Genomic DNA, 20,804 nt, shown 5'->3' on the forward strand with positions numbered 1-20,804 from the left:
CTACAACTGCTCCTACTAAATGCCTAAAATTAACTTCCATGGTAAGTGCCAAAGAAAAAGGGCGATTACAATTATAAATAAGGTGCAGCACATGACATAAAACCAATTTAAACATGACTTTTGATAATCATGCCTATTATCAAGGTCAGTTATCATGCCTTGAATTTTTTCATATTGCTCACTGTATTGATGTTTTAATCGGTTCATTTGGCTAGTGAACTCTGATTTCAATGCTTTCAAAGAATGTTTTTGATTCTTAATCAACATTATCATCATTGCGGAGTACACAATGATAGAAATGCTCAGAAATAAATTTGCCCAAAATGATTTTTCATCGACAATAGTACTTAATTTAAATGATGCTAAAGCCAATGAAATTGGAATGCCTAACATTTTAGATTGAACCGAAGAAAATATTTCGTCTAATTTTATAAAATAGTCTCGCTTTTTCTCTTCGTACTCTTTTCTGACCTCATCGAATGAAAACTCACTTACAAACAAATTGTAATTTTCTATAAATCTTTTTGAGAATTCTCCGAAGTTTTGAATCAAATATGACAATTTGTTTTCTGAGTTATTAGCTATACCTAGTCCAAACAAAGCTTCTTTTAATATACTTACTTTTTGCTCTTTATGGCTATTATCACCAAAATAAGCATAAATTGCTGTTATGCCATCTAGCGAATCAACTAAATCATCCTTTCCATATTGTAGCTGAATATCGATTCTCGACTTATGTAAATAAGTTACTTTGTTGACAACTACATCAGATAAGTGCTCAGCATGATCTGCATGTTCTATTAATAGCTCTACTAATTTTACAACACCTAAATAATGTTTTAATTCACTTTCAATTACATCTGTAGGATAAGTTAGATGGTCATCTAACAAATAGAAATTATCGGGGCATTTAATTAGATTCGGCTTGAAATCTAGGAACTCTTTCCATGACTGAAATATCCCTTGAGGCTTAATAAGTTTTATTAAAGCAACTTTTCCATTGTATTTTTCAAGCTCATTTACATCAATAAATACATTATCAACTTCAACTGAATCAATTTCTAAGCAATCAGGTAATCTTTTAAAACAATTGCCCGTTACTTCAAACTTAATTGACAAAAACTGACCATCCACTTTCAGTTTATATTGTTCAGAAAGTTGTTGTAATGAATGATATATTTCAGAAAGCATTAGCTTGGCAACTGATCAATCAAAGACTGTGGTATATCTGTAATTTTAAGTGACTTATTTTTTGTATCATAAAAAACAGAAACATTTAGTAAATCACTAGAGAAGCTGATGGACAGGTCTTTATTTTTTCCAATATATCTAGTGAGCGATCTTAGTGCTGCTTTTTCTACGGACATTTCATTATTTAAACTGTATGGTTCATTTTGTGAAATTTCGAGAAAGGTATCTTTATTTTCAGGTTGAAAACATGCATCTAGAGCAGTAGAAATATTTTCTAGTAATATAGCTTCATCATTTGCTAACCATTCGGTACATCTGTCGAAAACAAACTGCTTGATATTTTCCGAAGCACTATCGTCGAAACCGTTAGTTTGACAATATTCTTTTGTAACGGCTACTAGATTTTGAGTATCGATTCTAGCTCTTGTAAATTCTTCACATCCAATAAATTTAGCAAAATAACTAGTTACGTCTTTGGCGTTTTTACCAATTCTAAATGAAATATATCGATTAGAGCTCCCATCGCTCCAATTTGATAAATTTATTCTTGAAGCCATGTGAAGTTTATCAAGATCAATCTGTTCTATTTGAGCAAGTGTAAGGTTTTCAGATAATGCCAAACCTGCTTTTTTTCTCAATAAAACCACAGATAAAAAGTGTTCTTCGTTATGTATATAATGATTAAACCAAAGACACCCACCTTTTGCAGTAGGTGCTTTAAATAATTGTTTTTGAAATTCTTTGGTTGCGGACTGTGTAAATTTAACAAAGTCAGTAAAGGATAACTCATTGAGATATATATTTTATAGATTTACAAATTGTGGTTGTTGCTCGTCTTCTTCTGGTTGGATAAAACCACCAGAATTTAGGCCTGTTCTTTTAAATAAGCCAGTTAATTGTTTACTTAAATCAACTGCATGAGAGTCAATTTCATTTTCACTTTGTCTAAATATTACTTCAACCGCGGCAGAGTCCTCTTCTTTTTTTACTTCGTGGACTATTGCATTTAAAATCTGCATAGATAAATTCCTTTTACATCTTATTTTTAAAGTTAATATAACAGCAGCAAGCTAAAAACTATATAATTTAAGATCAAATAATCATCATGTTATATGAGTTTTATGTAATTTTTTCTTTTGGATTAGGACGTGTTGATCTTTTCGTTATGAAAAAAACAGCATGAAGATAAGGTATAATTGAATTCCTAAAAACCTTACACCTAATCCTCATGCCAAAATTAATGTTAACAGACGCGACATGGAATGTCTTGTCTAAAGTAATGTACCTAAGTGGTCGAATTTATAATAAGCCTGACCATAGAAAAACGCTCAAAGGCGTACTGTATAAGATGCGCACAGGTATTCCATGGCGAGATTTACCTTCTGATTTTGGCTGTTGGAGTGCTCTCTATAGACGGTTTAATTTATGGTCCAAAAAAGGGATTTTGAATGAACTGTTTCGCGTATTATCTCGTGATGCGGACATGGATTGGGTCTTCATTGATGGCAGTATTGTCAGGGCTCACCAACATAGCTACGGCGCAAGAACCGCTGACAATGAATAAATCTGTAAGAGTCGAGATGGCAATTCAACTAAAATTCACCTTGCAGTATATAGCGCAGGGTTGCCCGTTTATTATGAGTTATCCAGTGGAAATACGCATGATATCGTCCATGCAGAGTCAGGGATTAAAATGCGCTAGCTGTGGTGAACACTAATGATGAAATTACAGGAAATATAATTTATTAGATCAATTAAACCTAATAGTCCAATATAACGTTATATTATAGATAAATGAATCAATCCAAGCACACTTCCCCTAATTCAAATTAGTGCCCTAGTCAGGGGGATTCAAAAGGGTGTGTATTTCGTGCCTGTTAATATATTGGTACGGCAGGGTTAAATCACGTATAGCGTGCAGAATAGGTGGGGTATGGGAGTTTATTGGTACTAATGAAATCTACTATAGAATTCAACCAATCAATAGATACAAAAAAGCCCCGCAATAAGCGGGGCTTTAAATAAATGGTGCCGACTAACCGAGTCGAACGGTTGACCTACTGATTACAAGTCAGTTGCTCTACCAGCTGAGCTAAGTCGGCACACAAAACTGTGTGCTAAGGCACGTTCAATTTTAAAGATTGAGAACTTTTATAAAGCACTTAAAATAAAAAAACCTTGCATAAGCAAGGCTTTTCAATAAATGGTGCCTCGACGCGGAATCGAACCACGGACACGAGGATTTTCAATCCTCTGCTCTACCGACTGAGCTATCGAGGCACATAAACTGTGCTAGTTAACTAAATTTTCTAAGTTAACTTTTTACTAAACTAGTTTAGTAAATAAATGGTGCCGACTAACCGAGTCGAACGGTTGACCTACTGATTACAAGTCAGTTGCTCTACCAGCTGAGCTAAGTCGGCACACAAAACTGTGTGCTAAGGCACGTTCAATTTTAAAGATTGAGAACTTAAAGTAAATGGTGCCTCGACGCGGAATCGAACCACGGACACGAGGATTTTCAATCCTCTGCTCTACCGACTGAGCTATCGAGGCACATAAACTGTGCTAACTAAAAGTAAAATAATTATTTAACTTTTAGCTTTATAAATGGTGCCGACTAACCGAGTCGAACGGTTGACCTACTGATTACAAGTCAGTTGCTCTACCAGCTGAGCTAAGTCGGCACACAAAACTGTGTGCTAAGGCACGCGTAATAATGTTTAAACTGTTGATTAAACACCACTACTTTAATAAATGGTGCCTCGACCCGGAATCGAACCAGGGACACGAGGATTTTCAATCCTCTGCTCTACCAACTGAGCTATCGAGGCACTTAAACAGTGCTAATTAAAAATCTTAAATGATTTTTAATGCAATTCCCACTCACCTCTACCGACTGAGCCATCTGGGCGTGCGGCGTATTAAACGAGTTTTGCCCTTACAAGTCAACTTTTTTTTTATCCTTTATAACCGTTTGCACGGTTTTCAGCCAACCCCGTACATTTTTTATTAATAATGTTTATTTTTCCTACAACAAAAGTTGATGTAGCATATAAATACACTGAAACCAGACTAAAAACGTAGTGAATTATTTTTTTTAGGTGTTACGATTACTCAGATAAATACGATAAGGACTTATCGTAGTAAAATATACCAACGGGAACAATCAATGCAGAGTAAATATTCTTCGCCGGTAAAGGGCTTACTACCTCTTTTTTTAATCATTAATATAGTAGTGACATCGCTTGCTATTGTTGCCTATTCACTTTACTCACAAAATCAAACTCGTTCTGAAAAAATAGAGCCGTCTATAAATATTGCAGATCTCGCAACTAGGCTTGATTTACCTATGGTCGATGCTTTAACTATGTATGGCCAAGGTAAAGTAAGGCAGTTACTCGATTTAACCTCATTATTAAATAATGACTTTCATTACACTTTGTATCGCTTTAACTCCACTTCACAAACAGAATTAGTATATAGCAGTACCAAACCAGCAATCGCTTCTATTAAACTAAATGAGCACCTAATTGACGATGGTGTTTTACATCACTTACTAATGTTAAACGACCAACCTATTGGAGAGCTTATAATTAAGCAAAAGCAATCCAACCTTTTACTTACCATGCAGAACTCCCAAGTTGTTCCCTATCTAATCGCTATTGCCAGTGTTATAGCACTGTTTATATTTGCATTAATGTTTAATGCTTATATAAACAATCGCTTACGTGAAAGCACTGGTTTGCTAACCGAAGAGCTTCAAGCCATCGCTGAGAACGGTAATTACGATAGTAATGTAAGTGAACAACTTGAAATAGGTTTAAATGTTGTTGCGCAAAATATTAATCTGTTGCTGCAAAAAGTACAAACGGCAATGACAAATAACGACACAGCCCAAAAAGAGCTACAAAAGCTTCAAAACAGCTTAGAAACAGAAGTGCACAACCGCACACTGGCCCTTGAACAAGCAACGTTAAAGGCCGAACGAGCAAGTGAAACTAAAACAACTTTTTTAGCGACTATGAGTCACGAAATCAGAACACCGATGAATGGTGTTATAGGTACTATTGATTTACTTCGTCAAACAGAGCTTGATGGCGCTCAGCATCGTCTGAGTACCATTATTCGTGAGTCTGCATTTTCTCTACTAAGTATATTGGACGACATTTTAGATTTCTCAAAAATTGAAGCTGGTAAACTCAATATAGACCCAATCCCATTTTCAGTAACTGATACTATTGAAGAAGTTGCTCGAGTGCTTTCCTCAGTGGCAAAAAAACGTGAGCTTGATTTAGAGCTATCTATTGCCCCAGACATTCCGATTAACCTTATAGGTGATACTGTTCGAGTACGCCAAGTACTCTATAACTTATGTAGTAATGCAATTAAATTTACTAGCACGGATGAAAAAACGCAGGGCCATGTGAAAATTTCAGTTGAAGTTGCACATAATACAGCCGATCACTTCACTTTACGTTTTTGTGTAACCGATAACGGTAAAGGGATGACACAAGCTCAATTGCGAGAAATATTCAATCCATTTATTCAAGCAGAAAACTCAATTACAAGAGAATATGGCGGTACCGGTTTAGGCTTATCTATTTGTAAAAGCTTAACAGAGCTAATGCTTGGAACCATACACGTAAACAGCCATATTGGCATTGGTAGTGAATTCACTGTTGAGCTCCCATTTAGCACTTCGGGGAAAATAAAATATGATCACAAAGGAGCATTAAACGCTAAACATATTGTTGTTGTGAGTAATCACCTTGAGCGTCAAAAAGTAATGTATCGTTATTTATCATTTATGGGTGCTAAAATAACGAATGTGTATAATGAGCAGGAAATTGAAGAGCATCAATATGATCCGGATATAGTTTGGGTCGTCAACGGTATCGACAATATGGATAAAATTAACGCACTTTTGAGACGTTTGCTTTATTCTTTGGAAGATAATAACCAACAAGTGGTAGTGCTGAGCAAACTAGATGAAGCAGCCATAAATCATAAAAATATTTTTTATATTAATGCAGCTCCATTATGTAAATCTAACTTTATGCTTTCAATACTTGTTGCCGCTGGCCTGCACCAACCAAAACAGATTAAAAAAACTAAAACGCTTAACAACTATTTAAATGTTGAGCAAGCCCGACAAGCTAACAAACTAATACTACTTGTTGAAGATAACCTCTTAAATCAACAGGTATTAACCGACCAGTTACACATATTGGGTTACGGAGTAGAAGTTGCCAATGATGGCGTAGAAGGCCTTAATATGTGGCGTAAAGGCAATTACTCACTTATTTTAACTGATTTACATATGCCTAAAATGTCTGGCTACGACATGGTTGAAAAAATCCGAGGTGAAGCTGAGTTACTAGAAGCAATCGATGCCCAGCCTTATATTGTAGCCGTCACGGCCAATGCTTTAAAAGGTGAGAAAGAGCGCTGTTTAGCAGTAGGTATTAATGATTTCATCACTAAACCCATTGAATTGAATGCATTAGAAAGTACTTTAAAACGCTGGAGCGATAAACAAAACAACGGTAAAAATGTTGTTATTCATCAAAATACCACTTTACCTGTTGATATGGATGCCGTTGCTAAATATGTAAACGGTGATAAAGCTAAACAAATGCGTTTTTTCAAAATGTATTTAGAACAAAGCCAAAGTTTAATTAAATCTATTAATTCGGGTGTTATGGTAAGTGACTTAAATGAAATAATTGAAGGCTGTCACCAGTTAAAGTCAATATCAAAGACAATCGGTGCGCAAATGGTGGCCGATTTAGCAACGTCATTTGAAGATAAATGTAAGGCTGATGAACTAACAAGTGATGAGCTAATTAATTTAAGAGATAAGTTAGAGATTGAATATTCAAAAGCGGCTCAATTTTTAAAAGAACAAGTTAAAATTACCTCACAAGACGATGAGCTAATTTAGCTATCGTTTAACAAAATTAAAAAGGGCTGTTAGACAGCCCTTTTTAATTTAAAGTAAAATTACTTTTCTGGAGGTCTATAACCTTCAATTTCTACATCTTTATTTTCAAACAAAAAGCCAACCATCTGCTCTTCTAAAAATATACGATGTTCTGGATCCATCATATTTAAATGCTTTTCGTTAATCAGCATTGTTTGCTTATGTTGCCACTGAGCAAATGCTTCTTTGGAAATATTATTAAAAATCTTTTCGCCAATTTCACCTGGGTATAATTGAAACCCAAGACCTTCTGCTTCTTTTTGTAACTTTTGACAAAATACTGTACGTGCCATAATTAATTCTCTTTAGCGATAAATGCAAACAGTTTAACCTATTGGTGCAATTTGTTTAACCAACTTTTTAGTCGGTGCGGCCAAACCAACTTCTATCGACTGATCTAATGGATACCATATTAACTGTCTGTCATTAACAACATCAGGAATACACTCTATATTCAGTACGTGTGGATTTATCGTTAGTTCAAAATGCGAAAATATATGTGCAAATGGATCAAGCTGTTTTAGCTGAGCCTTAAACCCTTGCTGCGCCATAAATAATTCTAGATCTGCGTACTCAGCAAATTCAAAAAAGCCAAATAACCCCCCCCAAATTCCCGAATTAGGTCGCTTTTCCATTAAAACTTTGTCATTACACTTAATTATTAACTGATGACAGCTTTTTTTAGGCGTTGTTTTTTTAGGTTTTGAATGTGGGAACTCTTTTACCTTGCCTGCATTAAAAGCACCACAGCCTGAGTTTAATGGGCAAGCCTCGCAATCAAACCGACTGCGTGAGCAAACACTCGACCCTAAATCCATCATAGCTTGATTAAACTCGGTAACATTATCTTTAGGCGTTAACTGCTCTGATAAATGCCAAAGCTGGTTTTCGACTTTTTTAACGCCGTACCAGCCCTCAATCATAAAATAGCGCACTAAAACTCGCTTCACGTTCCCATCTAAAATAGGGTGATGCTGCCCAAGCGACAATGATAAAACAGCCCCGGCAGTAGAGCGCCCTATTCCAGGTAAATCCATTACTTCATCGAGTGTTTTCGGAAACTCACCTTGGTATTTGTCACGCACTATTTTAGCCGTTTTATGTAAGTTGCGCGCACGTGCGTAATAACCCAAACCAGTCCAGTGGTGTAATACTTGATCTTCATCAGCATCGGCCAAAGCTATGATATCTGGAAAGCTCTCCATAAATTTCTCAAAATACGGAATAACAGTTATAACTTGGGTTTGCTGCAGCATCACTTCAGACACCCACACTTTATAAGGAGTTTTACCTAGTTGCCACGGGAGTGTTTTACGCCCATGAAGGTGATACCAATCAACAACTTGATTAGAAAAAAAGTGTGACTGTTCTTTATTTAAATCCAACATTTTTAACTTTTACTGATGCCCAATGGCGGCTCAGTCTATTGCAGTTAACAAAAAGATCAAGCTATACGGGGTGTAAAACCAGCTAATACTTGTGATTGCGGGCTCGGTCAGGGATAATATGCAACCATTTTTAAACACATTGTTTTTGTCAGGCCAATAATATGAGTGAATCAAGCAACACTAACCTTGAGCAAGCTAAGCAAGAAGGTAAATACATCCGCACCATTCGTAGTTTTGTAAAACGCGAAGGTCGATTAACCAAAGGCCAAGCCGCTGCAATCGAAAAATGCTGGCCAACAATGGGCCTAGAGCATAAAAACGGTATGCTTGATTTAAGCGAAGTTTTTGGCAACAACAACGATGTAGTCGTAGAAATTGGTTTTGGTATGGGTAAATCGCTTGTCGAAATGGCAACAAATGCCCCACATCTAAACTTTATCGGTATTGAAGTACACCGCCCAGGCGTTGGTGCTTGTTTAATGGATGCCGATGAAGCAGGCATTACCAACTTACGTATTTTTGAACACGATGCAGTTGAAGTACTTGCAGATTGCATACCTAATGAAAGCTTAACCACACTGCAATTATTTTTCCCTGATCCTTGGCATAAAAAACGTCATCATAAACGTCGTATTGTACAAGCTGAGTTTGTTGAAAAATTAAGAACTCAATTAAAAATGGGCGGTGTTTTTCACATGGCTACAGATTGGGAAAACTACGCAGAGCATATGCTTGAAGTTATGGAAGTGGCACCTGGTTTTAAAAACCAATCTGAAACAAACGATTATGTTCCACGCCCAGATTTGCGCCCTCTTACTAAGTTTGAGCAACGCGGCCATCGTTTAGGCCACGGCGTATGGGATTTAATGTTTGAGCGTACTGAGTAATTAAATTTTAATTACTTAATCTCACTTTTAATAAAACTAAACATACTGTAAGGCAAAGCCATTTATGAGCGTATTAACCAACCCAAGTTTACTGTTACTTCGAAATAGCGAGGCACTAACGGGTAAATCTATCTTGGTGGTCAACTTTGTTCAAGATGGCTTTTTAACAGAGCTTAAAGAACTTAACCCGCAAAGCAAAGTAACTGCATTTAGCTACAACCATGCTAACGGAGAGTTTGCTAAAAACACCAAAGATGTTGATATTCATGTAAGTCACACAATACCTGGTAACGACTACGATTTAGTTATTCTTTACTACCCTAAATCAAAACCAGAATTACTTATGGCACTTGATAATATCCGCTCTGCTATTACTGATGATGCCGAGCTATTGGTGGTAGGTGAAAACAAAAGTGGTGTTAAATCAATTGAAAAACAATTAGCTGGTAAAGCTGAGTTTAGTAACAAGATTGATTCAGCTAAGCACTGCGTTCTTTACTCATTTGCTGAAATAACCAAACACCCACACTTTGATATTACGACCTATCACAAAAAGTTTGTTGTTAATGTTGCCGACACTGAGTTTACAGCTATTAGTGTTCCTGGGGTATTTAACCACGGCAGTTTGGATGCAGGAACAAAAATACTACTTGAAAACGCACCAACGATAAAACAAGGTAAAGTGCTCGACTTTGGCTGCGGCGCTGGTTTAATAGCAACCTATTTAGGACTGCAAAACTCAGCCCTTGAGTTTGTCTGTAGCGATGTTAGCGCCTTAGCAACATATGCAACAGAACAAACTTTAAAGCTAAATGGTATAAAAGGCATTGCTATATTAAGCGATGGTCTGAAAAATATTAGCGGAAAATTTGATTTAATTGTAAGTAACCCACCATTTCATACTGGTATTGCAACTGATTACACTGTTGCTGAAACTTTTCTTGCAAACGCAAAATTACATTTGACGAAAGTGGGCAAGCTGAATATTGTTGCTAACAGCTTTTTAAAGTACCCGCCTATTCTAGAGTCTCAATTTGCAGACTATCAAACGGTATTTAAAAATAATAAATTTGCTGTTTATAGTAGCTAATTTAAATATTTAACTGATTGAGCACGTTAAGTGCTCGCGCTAACTTTCGAATAAATATAAGAATTAGCCTCGTTTTTTCCTTCATTTTTCTGCGTCTTTGCTAAACTATAACCTTAACTAATTAAATTAACTCAGGCGACAATCAAACAATGCCTAAAAAAGTACATCAAAGTAGTATTCGCAAAGCGCTAATAAACTTAATTATGCTTATAACAGCTATTTGCTTGTCGTTATCTATTTCTATTTCAACTTATTTAAGTGTTAAAGAACAAAAGCAGTTAATTATTAGCAAACTGGTTATTCTTTCTGAAATTGTTGCTTTTGATGCAGGAAACTCTGTAATAACAAACAATAGAAAAAATGAAGAAAGACGGCTTAAATCGTTTGATAAAATCCCACTTGTTAAAAACATCCATATTTATTCAATAGAAAAAACCTCACAAAAACCAGTTTTTTTTATCAGTTTTAATGCAAAAAAAACACCTCCGGTGCCACTTAGAATAGATAGCATTGACGAATTAGAAACACCACGTATCAACAATGAATATATTGAACTTATACGCCCAATTTTAAATGATGAAAAATTAGTTGGCTACGTTTACATGCGTGGAAGCCTTGAGAGCCTTGATGTATATATAAAACAAAAAATACTAATCGATATATTTTTAACGCTACTAATACTTATTGTGGTGTACTTTATTGCTATAAAAGTACAAAAACGGATTGCAAAGCCAATTGAGCATTTAAACAGACTATTGCAAGACGTATCAAAGAACCATAATTACGACGCACGAGCGCCATCAACCAATGTAAAAGAAATTACCGCGCTTTCTAACAGTTTAAATATCATGCTTGCCCGAACTCAAAAGCAACTTACCCGACACGAAAAAGATAAAGAAGAAATAAAACAATTAAACCAGAATCTAGAAGAAAAAGTAAATCGACGTACTATTGCACTTAGAGAAGCAAATCAAGATCTTTTAACGACACTTGAGCGTATGCACCAGTATCAAACACAAATTGTAGAAAATGAAAAAATGGCCTCACTTGGGCAAATGGTTGCAGGCGTTGCTCATGAGGTTAATACACCGATTGGACTTGGGATCACCGGCTCTACGTTGTTGCGTGATAAACTCGCTGATATAAAACTAAGCTTTGATGATAAAAAACTTACGTCTAACCAATTAAAAAACTTTATAGATGAAGGTATAGAAAATCTTGATTTAATTTATCGTAACTTAAATCGCGCTGCTGATTTAATTTCTAACTTTAAAAAAGTTGCGGTTATCCAAGATGATGGTGATAATACCAATTTAAACATCCATAAGCTTATCAGCGATGTTCTAACATCAATGCAATCAGAGCTTACCGATAAAAACCCTGTCGTTACTATTAATTGTCCTACTGATTTAGCCATACAGAGTAAATCAGAACCGTTACAGCAAATATTTCAACAACTATTACTTAATTCTGTAATTCATGGTTTTTTAGATGCTGAAAACAACAAAATACGCTTTGATATTGAGCTAATCGGGAAACAACTCACTATCGTTTATAGTGACAATGGCCAAGGTGTAGATAACAGTATTAAGCATAGAATTTTTGACCCCTTTGTTACATCTAAAAGAGGGCAAGGTGCAAGCGGTCTTGGAATGCATCTAGTTTATAATTTAGTTACGCAATCACTTGGGGGGCGAATACTCTTTGATCTAGAAGAACAACAGGGTGCACGCTTTATAATTACAATTCCTTAATGGAATATAACTAAAAAGTACATTAATTTAAAATTTAGTCCTTGAATTACTACTTAATGACCACATAAAGAGTGCATGTGGTAAAATACGTAATATTAAATAATTAATACGAAGTCATTTGTGAACTTTATCATCTTTGTGATATCACATACATTGATGAAAGGTTAGATGATGATATAATTTCGCTTTGAATTGGTTTGATTATTTTAAGCACTTTTACATAATTGATGGATGTATCGATTATTAAAAGAAAATGGCTTCGACTTTACTATTCAAATGAGTACATCCGTAGATATATCTATTAAACAGTAGTTTTTGCACGGCCCTTTTTAGTAAACTTTGAATACGCTACTGTTTAAAATTTATCCACATTGTTTTTTCTTGTTAACAATTGGATATAATCCTATAATCTCTAGTAATCGGTTTTATGTGTAATACCGATTTTTTTGTAAATAATCCAAAAGGTTAATTAATAATGCAAACGCCAGTCATTCTAATCGTAGAGGATGAAGACGTAACTCGACTAAACCTCGTTAGTTTATTTGAAGCTGAAGGTTACAAAGTTATTGAAGCCATTGATGGCGATGACATGCATGACAAGCTTACAAATAACGATGACGTTAATCTTGTAGTTATGGATATCAATCTTCCAGGTAAAAACGGTCTTATATTAGCTCGTGAATTACGCCAAAAGCGCAAAGTGGGCCTTATCTTCTTAACGGGTCGAGATAACGATGTTGATCGTATCTTGGGGCTTGAAATTGGTGCTGATGATTATATCACTAAACCGTTTAACCCACGCGAACTGACAATTAGAGCGCGTAACCTAATTACACGTACAGCGCTAGGTGGTGAAGAATCAGCACTAGAAACAAATGGTGTTATTACATTTAATGGTTGGGAACTTGATGAAAACAGCCGTTGCCTAACATCTCCCAATGGTGATGCTAAGCGTTTACCTAAAGGTGAGTACAGAGCACTGCGTTTAATGCTTGATTCCCCTGGCCGCATTTTTAGCCGTGAGCAATTAATTAAACACATGACGGGCCGTGAGCTTCGTGCAAACGACCGTACTGTTGATGTTACAATTCGTCGTATTCGTAAACACTTTGAAAGCGACAACTCAACATCAGAGTTAATCAGCACTATCCATGGTGAGGGTTATCGCTTTATTGGTAAAATTGATAGCTAATTAGAACGAACATTTACTCTAATTGCTGTAAAAATAAATGAAGGGCTTGTTGTCCTTCATTTATTTTATCTGCTAGAACATCTAACCATTCGTTCAAAACTTCATCAGTTTCATCAATAGCGCCATATTCCATTACTTTTGCATGAAGTTGCACATCATTTAAACCAACAGATCCAGCGGCTCCTTTAAGCTTGTGCGCTACCGATTTGTACTCTTCTCTATCACCGCTATTTAATGAAGCAAGTAACTCTTGTTGGTATTGTGGGTTTAACTTTTCAAACAACTGACTACTGCGTTTAAATACAACCACTCCCATTGAGTTAACAAAGTCTTCTATTGTCTCAACATCAAGTAAATGAGCATCAATGCCTTTAAGTGCTTCTGCACTTACTTTTAACTGAGGCGCTTTATTCTCTATTTTTTTAATATCAAATAGGTCAGCAAGCATTTTATCAAGTTTCACTGTATTAATAGGTTTAGCAAGTGCTCCTTGTATTGATATTCCCGCAAGCTCTTCTTCTGCGCTTCGAACGTTAGCAGTAAGTGCAACAATCGGTAATTTATCAAAATAACTATCTGCTCGTATCTGCCTAGCTACTTCGTCACCATTTATATCTGGTAATTGCATATCAAGTAAAATTAAATCTAAATCGTCTTCAGTTTCAACAAAAGATAGAGCATCTTCACCTGTTTCGGCCCATAATACTTCGTGTCCTCGCTGCTCTAATAAGTTAGTCGCAATCTCTGCATTGAGCGGCACATCTTCTACCAGTAAAATATGCAAGCTTCGACCAACATAACCTTGTTCCGTTGGAGCAATACAGAGGCTTAACGGTATTTGAACCGTAAAACAACTGCCCTTCCCTTCGGTACTATCGACAGTGATAATACCATTCATAGCACTCACTAAGGCCTTTGTAACAGCAAGTCCTATTCCTGAACCAATTGCATTAGTCCCTTTTATATCTGGTGCTTTATAATACATATCAAATATTCGCGGGAGCTGCTCTTGCGGTATGCCTTGGCCTGTATCTGAAATTTTCATGACTAACCAAGCGCCTTCAGAGCGATTTTCTCTACGGCAAACAAGCTTAACTTCACCTTGCTGAGTAAACTTAACAGCGTTATTAATTAAGTTCCATACAACCTGACGCAATCGGGTCGGATCTAACTCTGCATATACGTCAAGCACACCATGACGCTCAATATTAAACTTTAGTTCTTTTTGTTCAGCAATAAGCCCAGCAAAATTCACAACGTCATTAATGAAGTCAGAAACATTAATTGAATTAGTGGCTATATCGAGTTGTTCTCTATCTATTTTATCTAAATCTATAATATCGTTAAAAATATTACCTAATGTTTCAGCACTCGAGAAGACTGTATTACACCAACTGCGTTGCTGTTTATTAAGATCCGTATCAAGTAACATCCGAGTTAACCCAACAATACCATTTAGCGGAGTACGTAACTCATGACTCAATGTTGCAATAAACTTCCCTTTATCTTTATATGCTGTTTCAAGTGCTTGCGCGGCTTCTTTTCGGCTGGTGATGTCACGGCCAAAGCCAAGTAAACCTATGTAATCGCCCTCATCATTAATAAAAGGAAGTTTACGTAGTTCAAACCAACGAGTTTCACCGTTTACTTCGTAACCAACATCGATAGTTAGGGGTTGATGATTTTGCTCTACTTCTTTATCGGTTCTTAAAACTTCAGATAGAAAATCACTTGGAAATATTTGCTCAACTGTTTTACCAATAAGCTCACTGCTGGACTTTCCCATCACTTCTTCAAATACTTTATTACATCCAGCAAACACACCATTATTATCGCGGTAATAAAATAAATCAGGTGATGAGTCAACAATAGAACGTTGCAACATACTTTGTTGTGCTAACTCTTGCTGTGTTTTTTTACGTTCTGCTATTTCTCGGCGTAACTCTTCAATAGCGCGATGCTTAGCATGAAATGCCATTTTACGTTCATCAATTTCAATATTTAATCGGCTGATATTATCTTTAAGCGTCTGATTTAGTAATTTTTCTTGTTTGGTTGCGCTATCTAAATATGCATATGAGGCGTCTAACTGACGGATTGAATTGAGTAGCACACTAATAATTAGCGGAGACACAACAGCAGCAAAAAAAACCACGGCTAAAATATCAACAAAGTTAAATTCACCTATTGCGACATAATAAAACATGCTCGATAAAATAAGAGATGCGGCTAATAATAAAGAATAACAAATAGCGGCAGTTTTAAACTCACCAAATCGTGTTATTAAGCTGGAAAGTACCCGAACCCAAGGGCTCAAAGAATAATCGGTCATACGTAATTTTATCTCTTAGCGGTGTGCTTAAACATAAGTAAGGCAGTAAAAATTGCTAAACATACTATTTTTGCCGATTTTAGCATTTTTCTATTAGCTATTTTCATGTTGTGCGACAAAAACAGAAAAAATTCATGCTCGAAAGTAAACACTATTAAAGTCCTCATTTCAGGAGATGATTATTTCGTGTAAAATACGACGCCTTATCATTGCAATTAACGAGTAACATACCATGCAAACTAATATGCCCGATATAGCTGACACCGCCCCCGCTTTACAAACAGGTAAATTAGACTGGGTTGGTATGGGTGAAATTGAGCTGCCATTCATTTTTGAATCCCGTGATTTAGCGCCTGTTACTGTTAATGCTAAAGCCCGTGCATTTGTTAACCTTCACAAAAAAGAGGCTAAAGGCATTCATATGTCGCGCCTATTTTTAGCCCTTGATATGTTGTCTACTGAGCAGCAAGTTAACCCTCAAACTATAGCGCAAGCACTCGATACATTTATTACTAGTCACGAAGGCCTGAGCGATAAAGCACAAATTGAATTTAAATTTGAACTACCATTACGCCGTAAATCACTACTAAGTGGTAAAACAGGTTGGAAAAGCTATCCAATTACGCTCACTAGTACACTTGAAAATAACAATATTCATTATGAGCTAACAGTCAACGTTACTTATTCTTCAACCTGCCCCTGTTCAGCGGCGCTTGCTCGTCAGCTGATACAAAATGCATTTAGTGAAAAGTTTAATCAAGAAACACTGAGCCAGAAAGACGTACATGAGTGGCTTGGTACAACGCAAGGTATTGTTGCCACCCCTCACTCACAACGCTCTATTGCTAATGTAAAAGTAAAACTTAATAGCAAAACTGATGAATTTGACGTCGTAAATTTAATAAACATGCTTGAGGAGGAACTAAAAACACCTGTTCAAGCCGCAGTTAAGCGCGAAGATGAACAGGAGTTTGCTCGTTTGAATGGTCAAAACTTAATGTTTTGCGAAGATGCTGCACGTAAAATAAAAGCATTACTTGAACATAATAATTACGCAGATTATTGGCTACAAATAAACCATTATGAATCACTCCATGCCCATGATGCAGTTGCTATTGCAGTTAAAGGGCTCACTAACGGTTATCAAGCTTAACCATAAACTGAATAAAGCATAAAAACGCGATAACAATAAAACCTTAATACACATTATTTAGGCACACTAATTGCTTTAGTTATGCAGTGTCAATTTGTTGTTATGAGGTTACCGTATGGAATTCGCTTTATTATCTATTTTAGTATTAGTTGTGGGTGCGTCTGTTGTTGTATCAAAATTTAGTGACGATGGTGGGAATCCGTATCCATTTACTCGCAAGCAGAGCGTATTTACACAAGTAGAGAGTGCCTTTTTAAGTTTATTAGAACGTGCTGTTGGCGATCAATACAAAATTGTAAGCCGCGTAAAATTAGTCGATGTAATTGATTGTAAAGAAGGCTTATCACCTAAATCTAAACGTGCAGCAATTGCTAAAGCAAAAAATAAACAACTTGATTTTGTATTAATCGATAAAGATAAAATGACTATTGTAGCCGCAGTTGATTTAGTTAATAACGCAAATAAAGATGGCCACAAAGCACAGCGTGATTGGTTTGTTAATGGTGCACTTGAAGCAGCAGGTATTCCTCATATTCGAATGAAAGTAAAGTCGGGATACCGCCCTTCTGAAGTACGCGATGCTATTATGTATAAAATTGGTAAACCTGGCGCCTCTCAAGCAAAACGCCCAATTCGTAATCGTGTTCATAAACCGGCAGTACTATCACCTTCTCAAGCAAAGGCACAAACAACAGCTTTAGCTGAAATTTAGTAATACTCTGAGCTAAACACGTTTCTAAAAGTATTTTAAGCGAGCCGTGAAAACTGCTCGCTTTTTTGTTTTTTATGGCTAACTTCACGTATAATCAAGTCATTCAAACTCAGGAATTAAACATTATGAATGTTGGTATTATTGGCGCAATGGAGCCAGAAGTTAAAATTTTACGCGAAGCTATGCAAAATCCACAAATTTTAACTAAAGCAGGTTTCACTTTTTATACTGGCGAACTAGCTGGCAACACAGTAACACTTGTTCAATCTGGTATTGGTAAAGTGGCATCAACTATTGCAACCACCTTACTTATCGATAACTTTAAACCTGACTGTGTAATTAACACAGGCTCAGCCGGTGGATTCGATCCATCGCTAAGTGTTGGCGACGTAGTCATTTCGTCAGAAGTACGTCACCATGATGTAGACGTCACTGCTTTTGGTTATGAGATTGGCCAAGTACCACAAATGCCAGCAGGCTTTGCAGCTCACCCTAAATTGGTTGAAGCAGCAGAGCAAACAATCGCAAAAATTAGTGATGTTAAAACATTAGTGGGCTTAATTTGTACTGGCGACACATTTATGTGTGACCCTGTACGCATTGATAAAGCACGCAGCGATTTTCCTACAATGCTTGCCGTTGAAATGGAAGGTGCTTCAATTGCACAAACATGTTTTACACTTAATACACCGTTTGTTGTTATTCGCTCTATGTCTGACATTGCCGGAAAAGAGTCGCCGCAATCATTTGAAGAGTACTTAGAAACAGCTTCAATCAACTCATCTAAAATGGTTGTCGCACTTTTAGAAAAACTAACGGCTGTAAGCCTTTAAATGCTTAGCAATATTGTTCAGAACCATTTGGACTTTATTGCCTTTATTATAGCGCTCTTTGCTGAGCGCTTTATTCCTCTTGTTAGTTGGTATCACCCCAATACAGCGTTAAATGCTGTTTTTAGTGCTATTGGTAAGCGTATATATAAAAGCAAAGAACCTAAAAGTTACCAATATTTAGCTGCAACACTCGCAAGCACGCTTATTTTAAGTGTCATTCTCATTATTGTGGTGCTATTGCTTGAATTCGCTTTTTACCCTGAATTACTCGCAGGCCTTATTTTATATTTATGCCTCGAAAGTAAAAGTATTGATAAAAAAGCGCTGCGTATTGCAAAGTTAGTAAAACAAAACCAAAAATCTACCGCGCGTGAACTATTAAAGCCATTACTTGCCAGAGAGGTTAATAAACTATCAGCACCAGGTATAATTAAAGCCTTAATTGAAAGCTTAATCTTACGAACTGCTCGTAATTACTTTGTGGTTATATTCATATTTTTATTGTTTGGCCCGATTGCCGCTTTAGCATATCGACTTCTCACTTTAATGCAGCAAGCTTGGCGCACCGATATATCACCCAATAGCCACTTTTTAAAACCGCTTAAAATACTTTTGTTTATAATCGAATTTATTCCAATACGGCTGCTTGCATTAACAATTGCTGCAAGCAAAGCCAGCAAACAAAGCATGCATTATATAAAGCATTATGGCCGGCACTTTTATCAAACAAATACGGGCTGGCTACTCAGTACATGCTCTGCATCTATTGGGGTACAACTAGGCGGACCAGCTGTTTATTTTGGAACTCGCTTTAATAAAATGCGTATTGGTACTGATAGATTACCCACACCCAATGATGTACCCGTAATAATTAATAGACTGAATCAGGCACGTGTATTTTGGTTGTTAGTGATAGTCAGCATAGAAATATTAAAAGTGATTTAAAGAGCTCAAAATACGAGCACAAAAAAACCAGCCGAGGCTGGTTTTTACGTTTTTAAACTGTGTTTAAGCTACAGTGATGTTTGCAAACTTACGTTTACCTACTTGGTAAATAGCCGTTGTGCCTTTTGCTATTTCAAGTTTGGTATCGGTGATTTTATCTTCACCGTTAAGTTTAACTGCACCTTGCTTAATCATACGCATTGCTTCTGATGTACTTACGACTAAGTTTGCTTCTTTAAGCAAGTTAGCAATTAAAATAGCATCTTCGGCAATTGTTACTGTCAGCTCAGGGATTTCATCTGGCAGCGCTTTTTTCTGAAAGCGTTGAATAAAATCATTATGAGCAGCTTGTGCATCTTCTTCACTATGAAAACGCGCTATTAACTCTTTTGCGAGCTCAATTTTAATATCGCGCGGGTTAGTACCTTGCTCAACACGTTCTTTTTGAGCTGCAATTTCCTCAATAGAAAGCGCGCTTAATAAATCGTAATAACGCCACATTAGCACATCACTAATTGACATTATTTTACCAAACATATCGTTTGGCGCATCAGTAATACCAATGTAGTTACCAAGCGACTTAGACATTTTTTGAACGCCGTCAGTGCCTTCAAGTAATGGCATCATTAATACTGTTTGCGGCTTTTGACCCTCTACTTTTTGTAGCTCACGGCCCATTAACAAGTTAAAGCGCTGATCAGTACCACCCAGTTCAACGTCAGACTCTAGTGCAACCGAATCCCAACCTTGTACAAGTGGATATAAAAATTCATGAATCGCAATTGGCTGACCGCTACCGTAACGTTTTTTAAAATCATCACGCTCAAGCATACGCGCAACGGTTTGATTAGCAGCAAGTTTTATCATACCTGCAGCGCCTAACTTTTCCATCCAAGTAGAGTTAAACGCAACTGTTGTTTTTGCTGGATCAAGTATTTTAAATACTTGCTCTTTATACGTTTCAGCATTAGCCAGTACATCTTCACGAGTAAGTGGTTTACGCGTTACATTTTTGCCTGTTGGGTCACCAATCATGCCTGTAAAATCACCAATTAAGAAAATAACCTCATGACCAAGATCTTGAAAGGTTTTCATTTTATTAATTAGTACAGTGTGCCCTAAATGCAAATCGGGTGCTGTTGGATCAAAACCCGCTTTTATTTTTAGCTTTTTACCCGTCTTTAGTTTTTCAACTAATTCGTCTTCAATTAATATTTCTTCTGCACCGCGTTTTATCTCTGCAAGAGCGGTTTGTAAATCCACTGTGTATTACTCCAAAATTCTGCCAACGAAAGAGGCGACTAGCTAGTTGCGTTATCTCGATTTAATACAGGTTTAAAC

The 20,804-nt window shown here is 36.5% G+C and carries 16 protein-coding genes, 6 tRNA genes and 1 pseudogene; 10 read left to right on the plus strand and 13 right to left on the minus strand.

The features are described from left to right. Window positions 1-15: 15 nt before the first annotated feature. The 3 genes from AC0VZ4_RS16190 to AC0VZ4_RS16200 are packed head-to-tail and all read right to left on the minus strand — an operon-like array spanning window position 16 to window position 2,210. Window positions 16-1,191, minus strand: coding sequence for a hypothetical protein (locus tag AC0VZ4_RS16190; RefSeq protein WP_475440168.1), 1,176 nt, complete (start codon window positions 1,189-1,191; stop codon window positions 16-18). Beyond that, a complete protein-coding gene (locus AC0VZ4_RS16195; RefSeq protein ID WP_475441673.1) occupies window positions 1,191-1,991 on the minus strand; it encodes a nucleoid-associated protein in 801 nt (266 codons plus the stop codon). The genes AC0VZ4_RS16190 and AC0VZ4_RS16195 overlap by 1 nt, the downstream gene beginning before the upstream one ends. Before the next feature lie 3 nt (window positions 1,992-1,994). After that, window positions 1,995-2,210: a hypothetical protein gene (locus AC0VZ4_RS16200; RefSeq protein WP_475440169.1), complete on the minus strand. Its 216-nt coding sequence runs from the start codon at window positions 2,208-2,210 to the stop codon at window positions 1,995-1,997. Between the two features lie 209 nt (window positions 2,211-2,419). On the opposite strand from AC0VZ4_RS16200, the pseudogene AC0VZ4_RS16205 reads away from it, so the two are divergent. Further along, window positions 2,420-2,884, plus strand: a pseudogene (locus tag AC0VZ4_RS16205) (IS5 family transposase); the annotation flags it as partial. Window positions 2,885-3,217: 333 nt separating this feature from the next. On the opposite strand, the gene AC0VZ4_RS16210 reads toward AC0VZ4_RS16205, so the two are convergent. The 6 genes from AC0VZ4_RS16210 to AC0VZ4_RS16235 form a co-directional block, all read right to left on the minus strand. After that, window positions 3,218-3,293 (minus strand) — tRNA-Thr (locus AC0VZ4_RS16210). 102 nt (window positions 3,294-3,395) lie between these two features. Beyond that, window positions 3,396-3,471, minus strand: a tRNA-Phe gene (locus AC0VZ4_RS16215). Window positions 3,472-3,538: 67 nt separating this feature from the next. Then, window positions 3,539-3,614 (minus strand) — tRNA-Thr (locus AC0VZ4_RS16220). A gap of 57 nt (window positions 3,615-3,671) precedes the next feature. Continuing rightward, a tRNA-Phe gene (locus AC0VZ4_RS16225) sits at window positions 3,672-3,747 on the minus strand. Between the two features lie 55 nt (window positions 3,748-3,802). After that, a tRNA-Thr gene (locus tag AC0VZ4_RS16230) sits at window positions 3,803-3,878 on the minus strand. A gap of 71 nt (window positions 3,879-3,949) precedes the next feature. After that, window positions 3,950-4,025 (minus strand) — tRNA-Phe (locus tag AC0VZ4_RS16235). A gap of 338 nt (window positions 4,026-4,363) precedes the next feature. Here AC0VZ4_RS16235 and AC0VZ4_RS16240 point away from each other — a divergent pair. Continuing rightward, window positions 4,364-7,138: a hybrid sensor histidine kinase/response regulator gene (locus AC0VZ4_RS16240; RefSeq protein ID WP_475440170.1), complete on the plus strand. Its 2,775-nt coding sequence runs from the start codon at window positions 4,364-4,366 to the stop codon at window positions 7,136-7,138. A gap of 59 nt (window positions 7,139-7,197) precedes the next feature. On the opposite strand, the gene AC0VZ4_RS16245 is transcribed toward AC0VZ4_RS16240, so the two are convergent. After that, the gene (locus AC0VZ4_RS16245; RefSeq protein ID WP_007378389.1) at window positions 7,198-7,470 is read right to left on the minus strand and encodes an oxidative damage protection protein; all 273 of its coding nucleotides are present in this window, start codon (window positions 7,468-7,470) and stop codon (window positions 7,198-7,200) included. A 33-nt stretch (window positions 7,471-7,503) separates the two neighbouring features. Then, complete coding sequence (gene mutY / locus AC0VZ4_RS16250) at window positions 7,504-8,565, minus strand: A/G-specific adenine glycosylase (RefSeq protein ID WP_475440171.1); 1,062 nt, start codon at window positions 8,563-8,565, stop codon at window positions 7,504-7,506. Between the two features lie 161 nt (window positions 8,566-8,726). On the opposite strand from mutY, the gene trmB reads away from it, so the two are divergent. The 4 genes from trmB to arcA all read left to right on the plus strand — a co-directional run bounded on the left by trmB (window position 8,727) and on the right by arcA (window position 13,488). Beyond that, a complete protein-coding gene (trmB, locus tag AC0VZ4_RS16255; protein WP_475440172.1) occupies window positions 8,727-9,452 on the plus strand; it encodes a tRNA (guanosine(46)-N7)-methyltransferase TrmB in 726 nt (241 codons plus the stop codon). A gap of 64 nt (window positions 9,453-9,516) precedes the next feature. Continuing rightward, window positions 9,517-10,542: a methyltransferase gene (locus tag AC0VZ4_RS16260; protein ID WP_008133789.1), complete on the plus strand. Its 1,026-nt coding sequence runs from the start codon at window positions 9,517-9,519 to the stop codon at window positions 10,540-10,542. Window positions 10,543-10,691: 149 nt separating this feature from the next. Then, entirely contained in the window at window positions 10,692-12,296 is a 1,605-nt protein-coding gene (locus tag AC0VZ4_RS16265) for a sensor histidine kinase (RefSeq protein WP_475440173.1), read from the plus strand. A 475-nt stretch (window positions 12,297-12,771) separates the two neighbouring features. Continuing rightward, window positions 12,772-13,488 (plus strand): two-component system response regulator ArcA, encoded by a 717-nt coding sequence (gene arcA / locus AC0VZ4_RS16270; protein ID WP_007378395.1) that lies wholly within the window; start codon window positions 12,772-12,774, stop codon window positions 13,486-13,488. 13 nt (window positions 13,489-13,501) lie between these two features. Here arcA and arcB read toward each other — a convergent pair whose 3' ends face one another. Continuing rightward, window positions 13,502-15,820 carry an aerobic respiration two-component sensor histidine kinase ArcB gene (gene arcB / locus AC0VZ4_RS16275; RefSeq protein WP_475440174.1) on the minus strand — a complete coding sequence of 773 codons (2,319 nt, stop codon included), beginning with the start codon at window positions 15,818-15,820 and terminating at the stop codon, window positions 13,502-13,504. Window positions 15,821-16,052: 232 nt separating this feature from the next. Between arcB and folE2 the strand changes: the two genes are divergently transcribed. From folE2 to AC0VZ4_RS16295, 4 genes are all read left to right on the plus strand, one after another. Then, window positions 16,053-16,973 (plus strand): GTP cyclohydrolase FolE2, encoded by a 921-nt coding sequence (gene folE2 / locus AC0VZ4_RS16280; protein WP_475440175.1) that lies wholly within the window; start codon window positions 16,053-16,055, stop codon window positions 16,971-16,973. A gap of 115 nt (window positions 16,974-17,088) precedes the next feature. After that, window positions 17,089-17,685 carry a DUF2726 domain-containing protein gene (locus AC0VZ4_RS16285; RefSeq protein ID WP_007378398.1) on the plus strand — a complete coding sequence of 199 codons (597 nt, stop codon included), beginning with the start codon at window positions 17,089-17,091 and terminating at the stop codon, window positions 17,683-17,685. 125 nt (window positions 17,686-17,810) lie between these two features. Continuing rightward, window positions 17,811-18,518, plus strand: a complete 708-nt coding sequence (mtnN, locus tag AC0VZ4_RS16290; RefSeq protein WP_008133796.1) for a 5'-methylthioadenosine/S-adenosylhomocysteine nucleosidase — start codon at window positions 17,811-17,813, stop codon at window positions 18,516-18,518. Further along, complete coding sequence (locus AC0VZ4_RS16295; RefSeq protein ID WP_475440176.1) at window positions 18,519-19,463, plus strand: cobalamin biosynthesis protein CobD/CbiB; 945 nt, start codon at window positions 18,519-18,521, stop codon at window positions 19,461-19,463. Window positions 19,464-19,526: 63 nt separating this feature from the next. On the opposite strand, the gene tyrS is transcribed toward AC0VZ4_RS16295, so the two are convergent. After that, entirely contained in the window at window positions 19,527-20,726 is a 1,200-nt protein-coding gene (gene tyrS, locus AC0VZ4_RS16300) for a tyrosine--tRNA ligase (protein ID WP_007378401.1), read from the minus strand. Between the last annotated feature and the right edge of the window lie 78 nt (window positions 20,727-20,804).

This window comes from Pseudoalteromonas sp. QJM3NY_22, assembly GCF_056173065.1.

Coding starts and splice junctions, on each gene's coding strand:
- AC0VZ4_RS16190 (WP_475440168.1), bottom strand. CDS start 1,191: ATGCTTTCTGAAATATATCATTCATTACAACAACTTTCTGAACAATAT.
- AC0VZ4_RS16200 (WP_475440169.1), bottom strand. CDS start 2,210: ATGCAGATTTTAAATGCAATAGTCCACGAAGTAAAAAAAGAAGAGGAC.
- AC0VZ4_RS16240 (WP_475440170.1), top strand. CDS start 4,364: ATGCAGAGTAAATATTCTTCGCCGGTAAAGGGCTTACTACCTCTTTTT.
- AC0VZ4_RS16245 (WP_007378389.1), bottom strand. CDS start 7,470: ATGGCACGTACAGTATTTTGTCAAAAGTTACAAAAAGAAGCAGAAGGT.
- mutY (WP_475440171.1), bottom strand. CDS start 8,565: ATGTTGGATTTAAATAAAGAACAGTCACACTTTTTTTCTAATCAAGTT.
- trmB (WP_475440172.1), top strand. CDS start 8,727: ATGAGTGAATCAAGCAACACTAACCTTGAGCAAGCTAAGCAAGAAGGT.
- AC0VZ4_RS16260 (WP_008133789.1), top strand. CDS start 9,517: ATGAGCGTATTAACCAACCCAAGTTTACTGTTACTTCGAAATAGCGAG.
- AC0VZ4_RS16265 (WP_475440173.1), top strand. CDS start 10,692: ATGCCTAAAAAAGTACATCAAAGTAGTATTCGCAAAGCGCTAATAAAC.
- arcA (WP_007378395.1), top strand. CDS start 12,772: ATGCAAACGCCAGTCATTCTAATCGTAGAGGATGAAGACGTAACTCGA.
- arcB (WP_475440174.1), bottom strand. CDS start 15,820: ATGACCGATTATTCTTTGAGCCCTTGGGTTCGGGTACTTTCCAGCTTA.
- folE2 (WP_475440175.1), top strand. CDS start 16,053: ATGCAAACTAATATGCCCGATATAGCTGACACCGCCCCCGCTTTACAA.
- AC0VZ4_RS16285 (WP_007378398.1), top strand. CDS start 17,089: ATGGAATTCGCTTTATTATCTATTTTAGTATTAGTTGTGGGTGCGTCT.
- mtnN (WP_008133796.1), top strand. CDS start 17,811: ATGAATGTTGGTATTATTGGCGCAATGGAGCCAGAAGTTAAAATTTTA.
- AC0VZ4_RS16295 (WP_475440176.1), top strand. CDS start 18,519: ATGCTTAGCAATATTGTTCAGAACCATTTGGACTTTATTGCCTTTATT.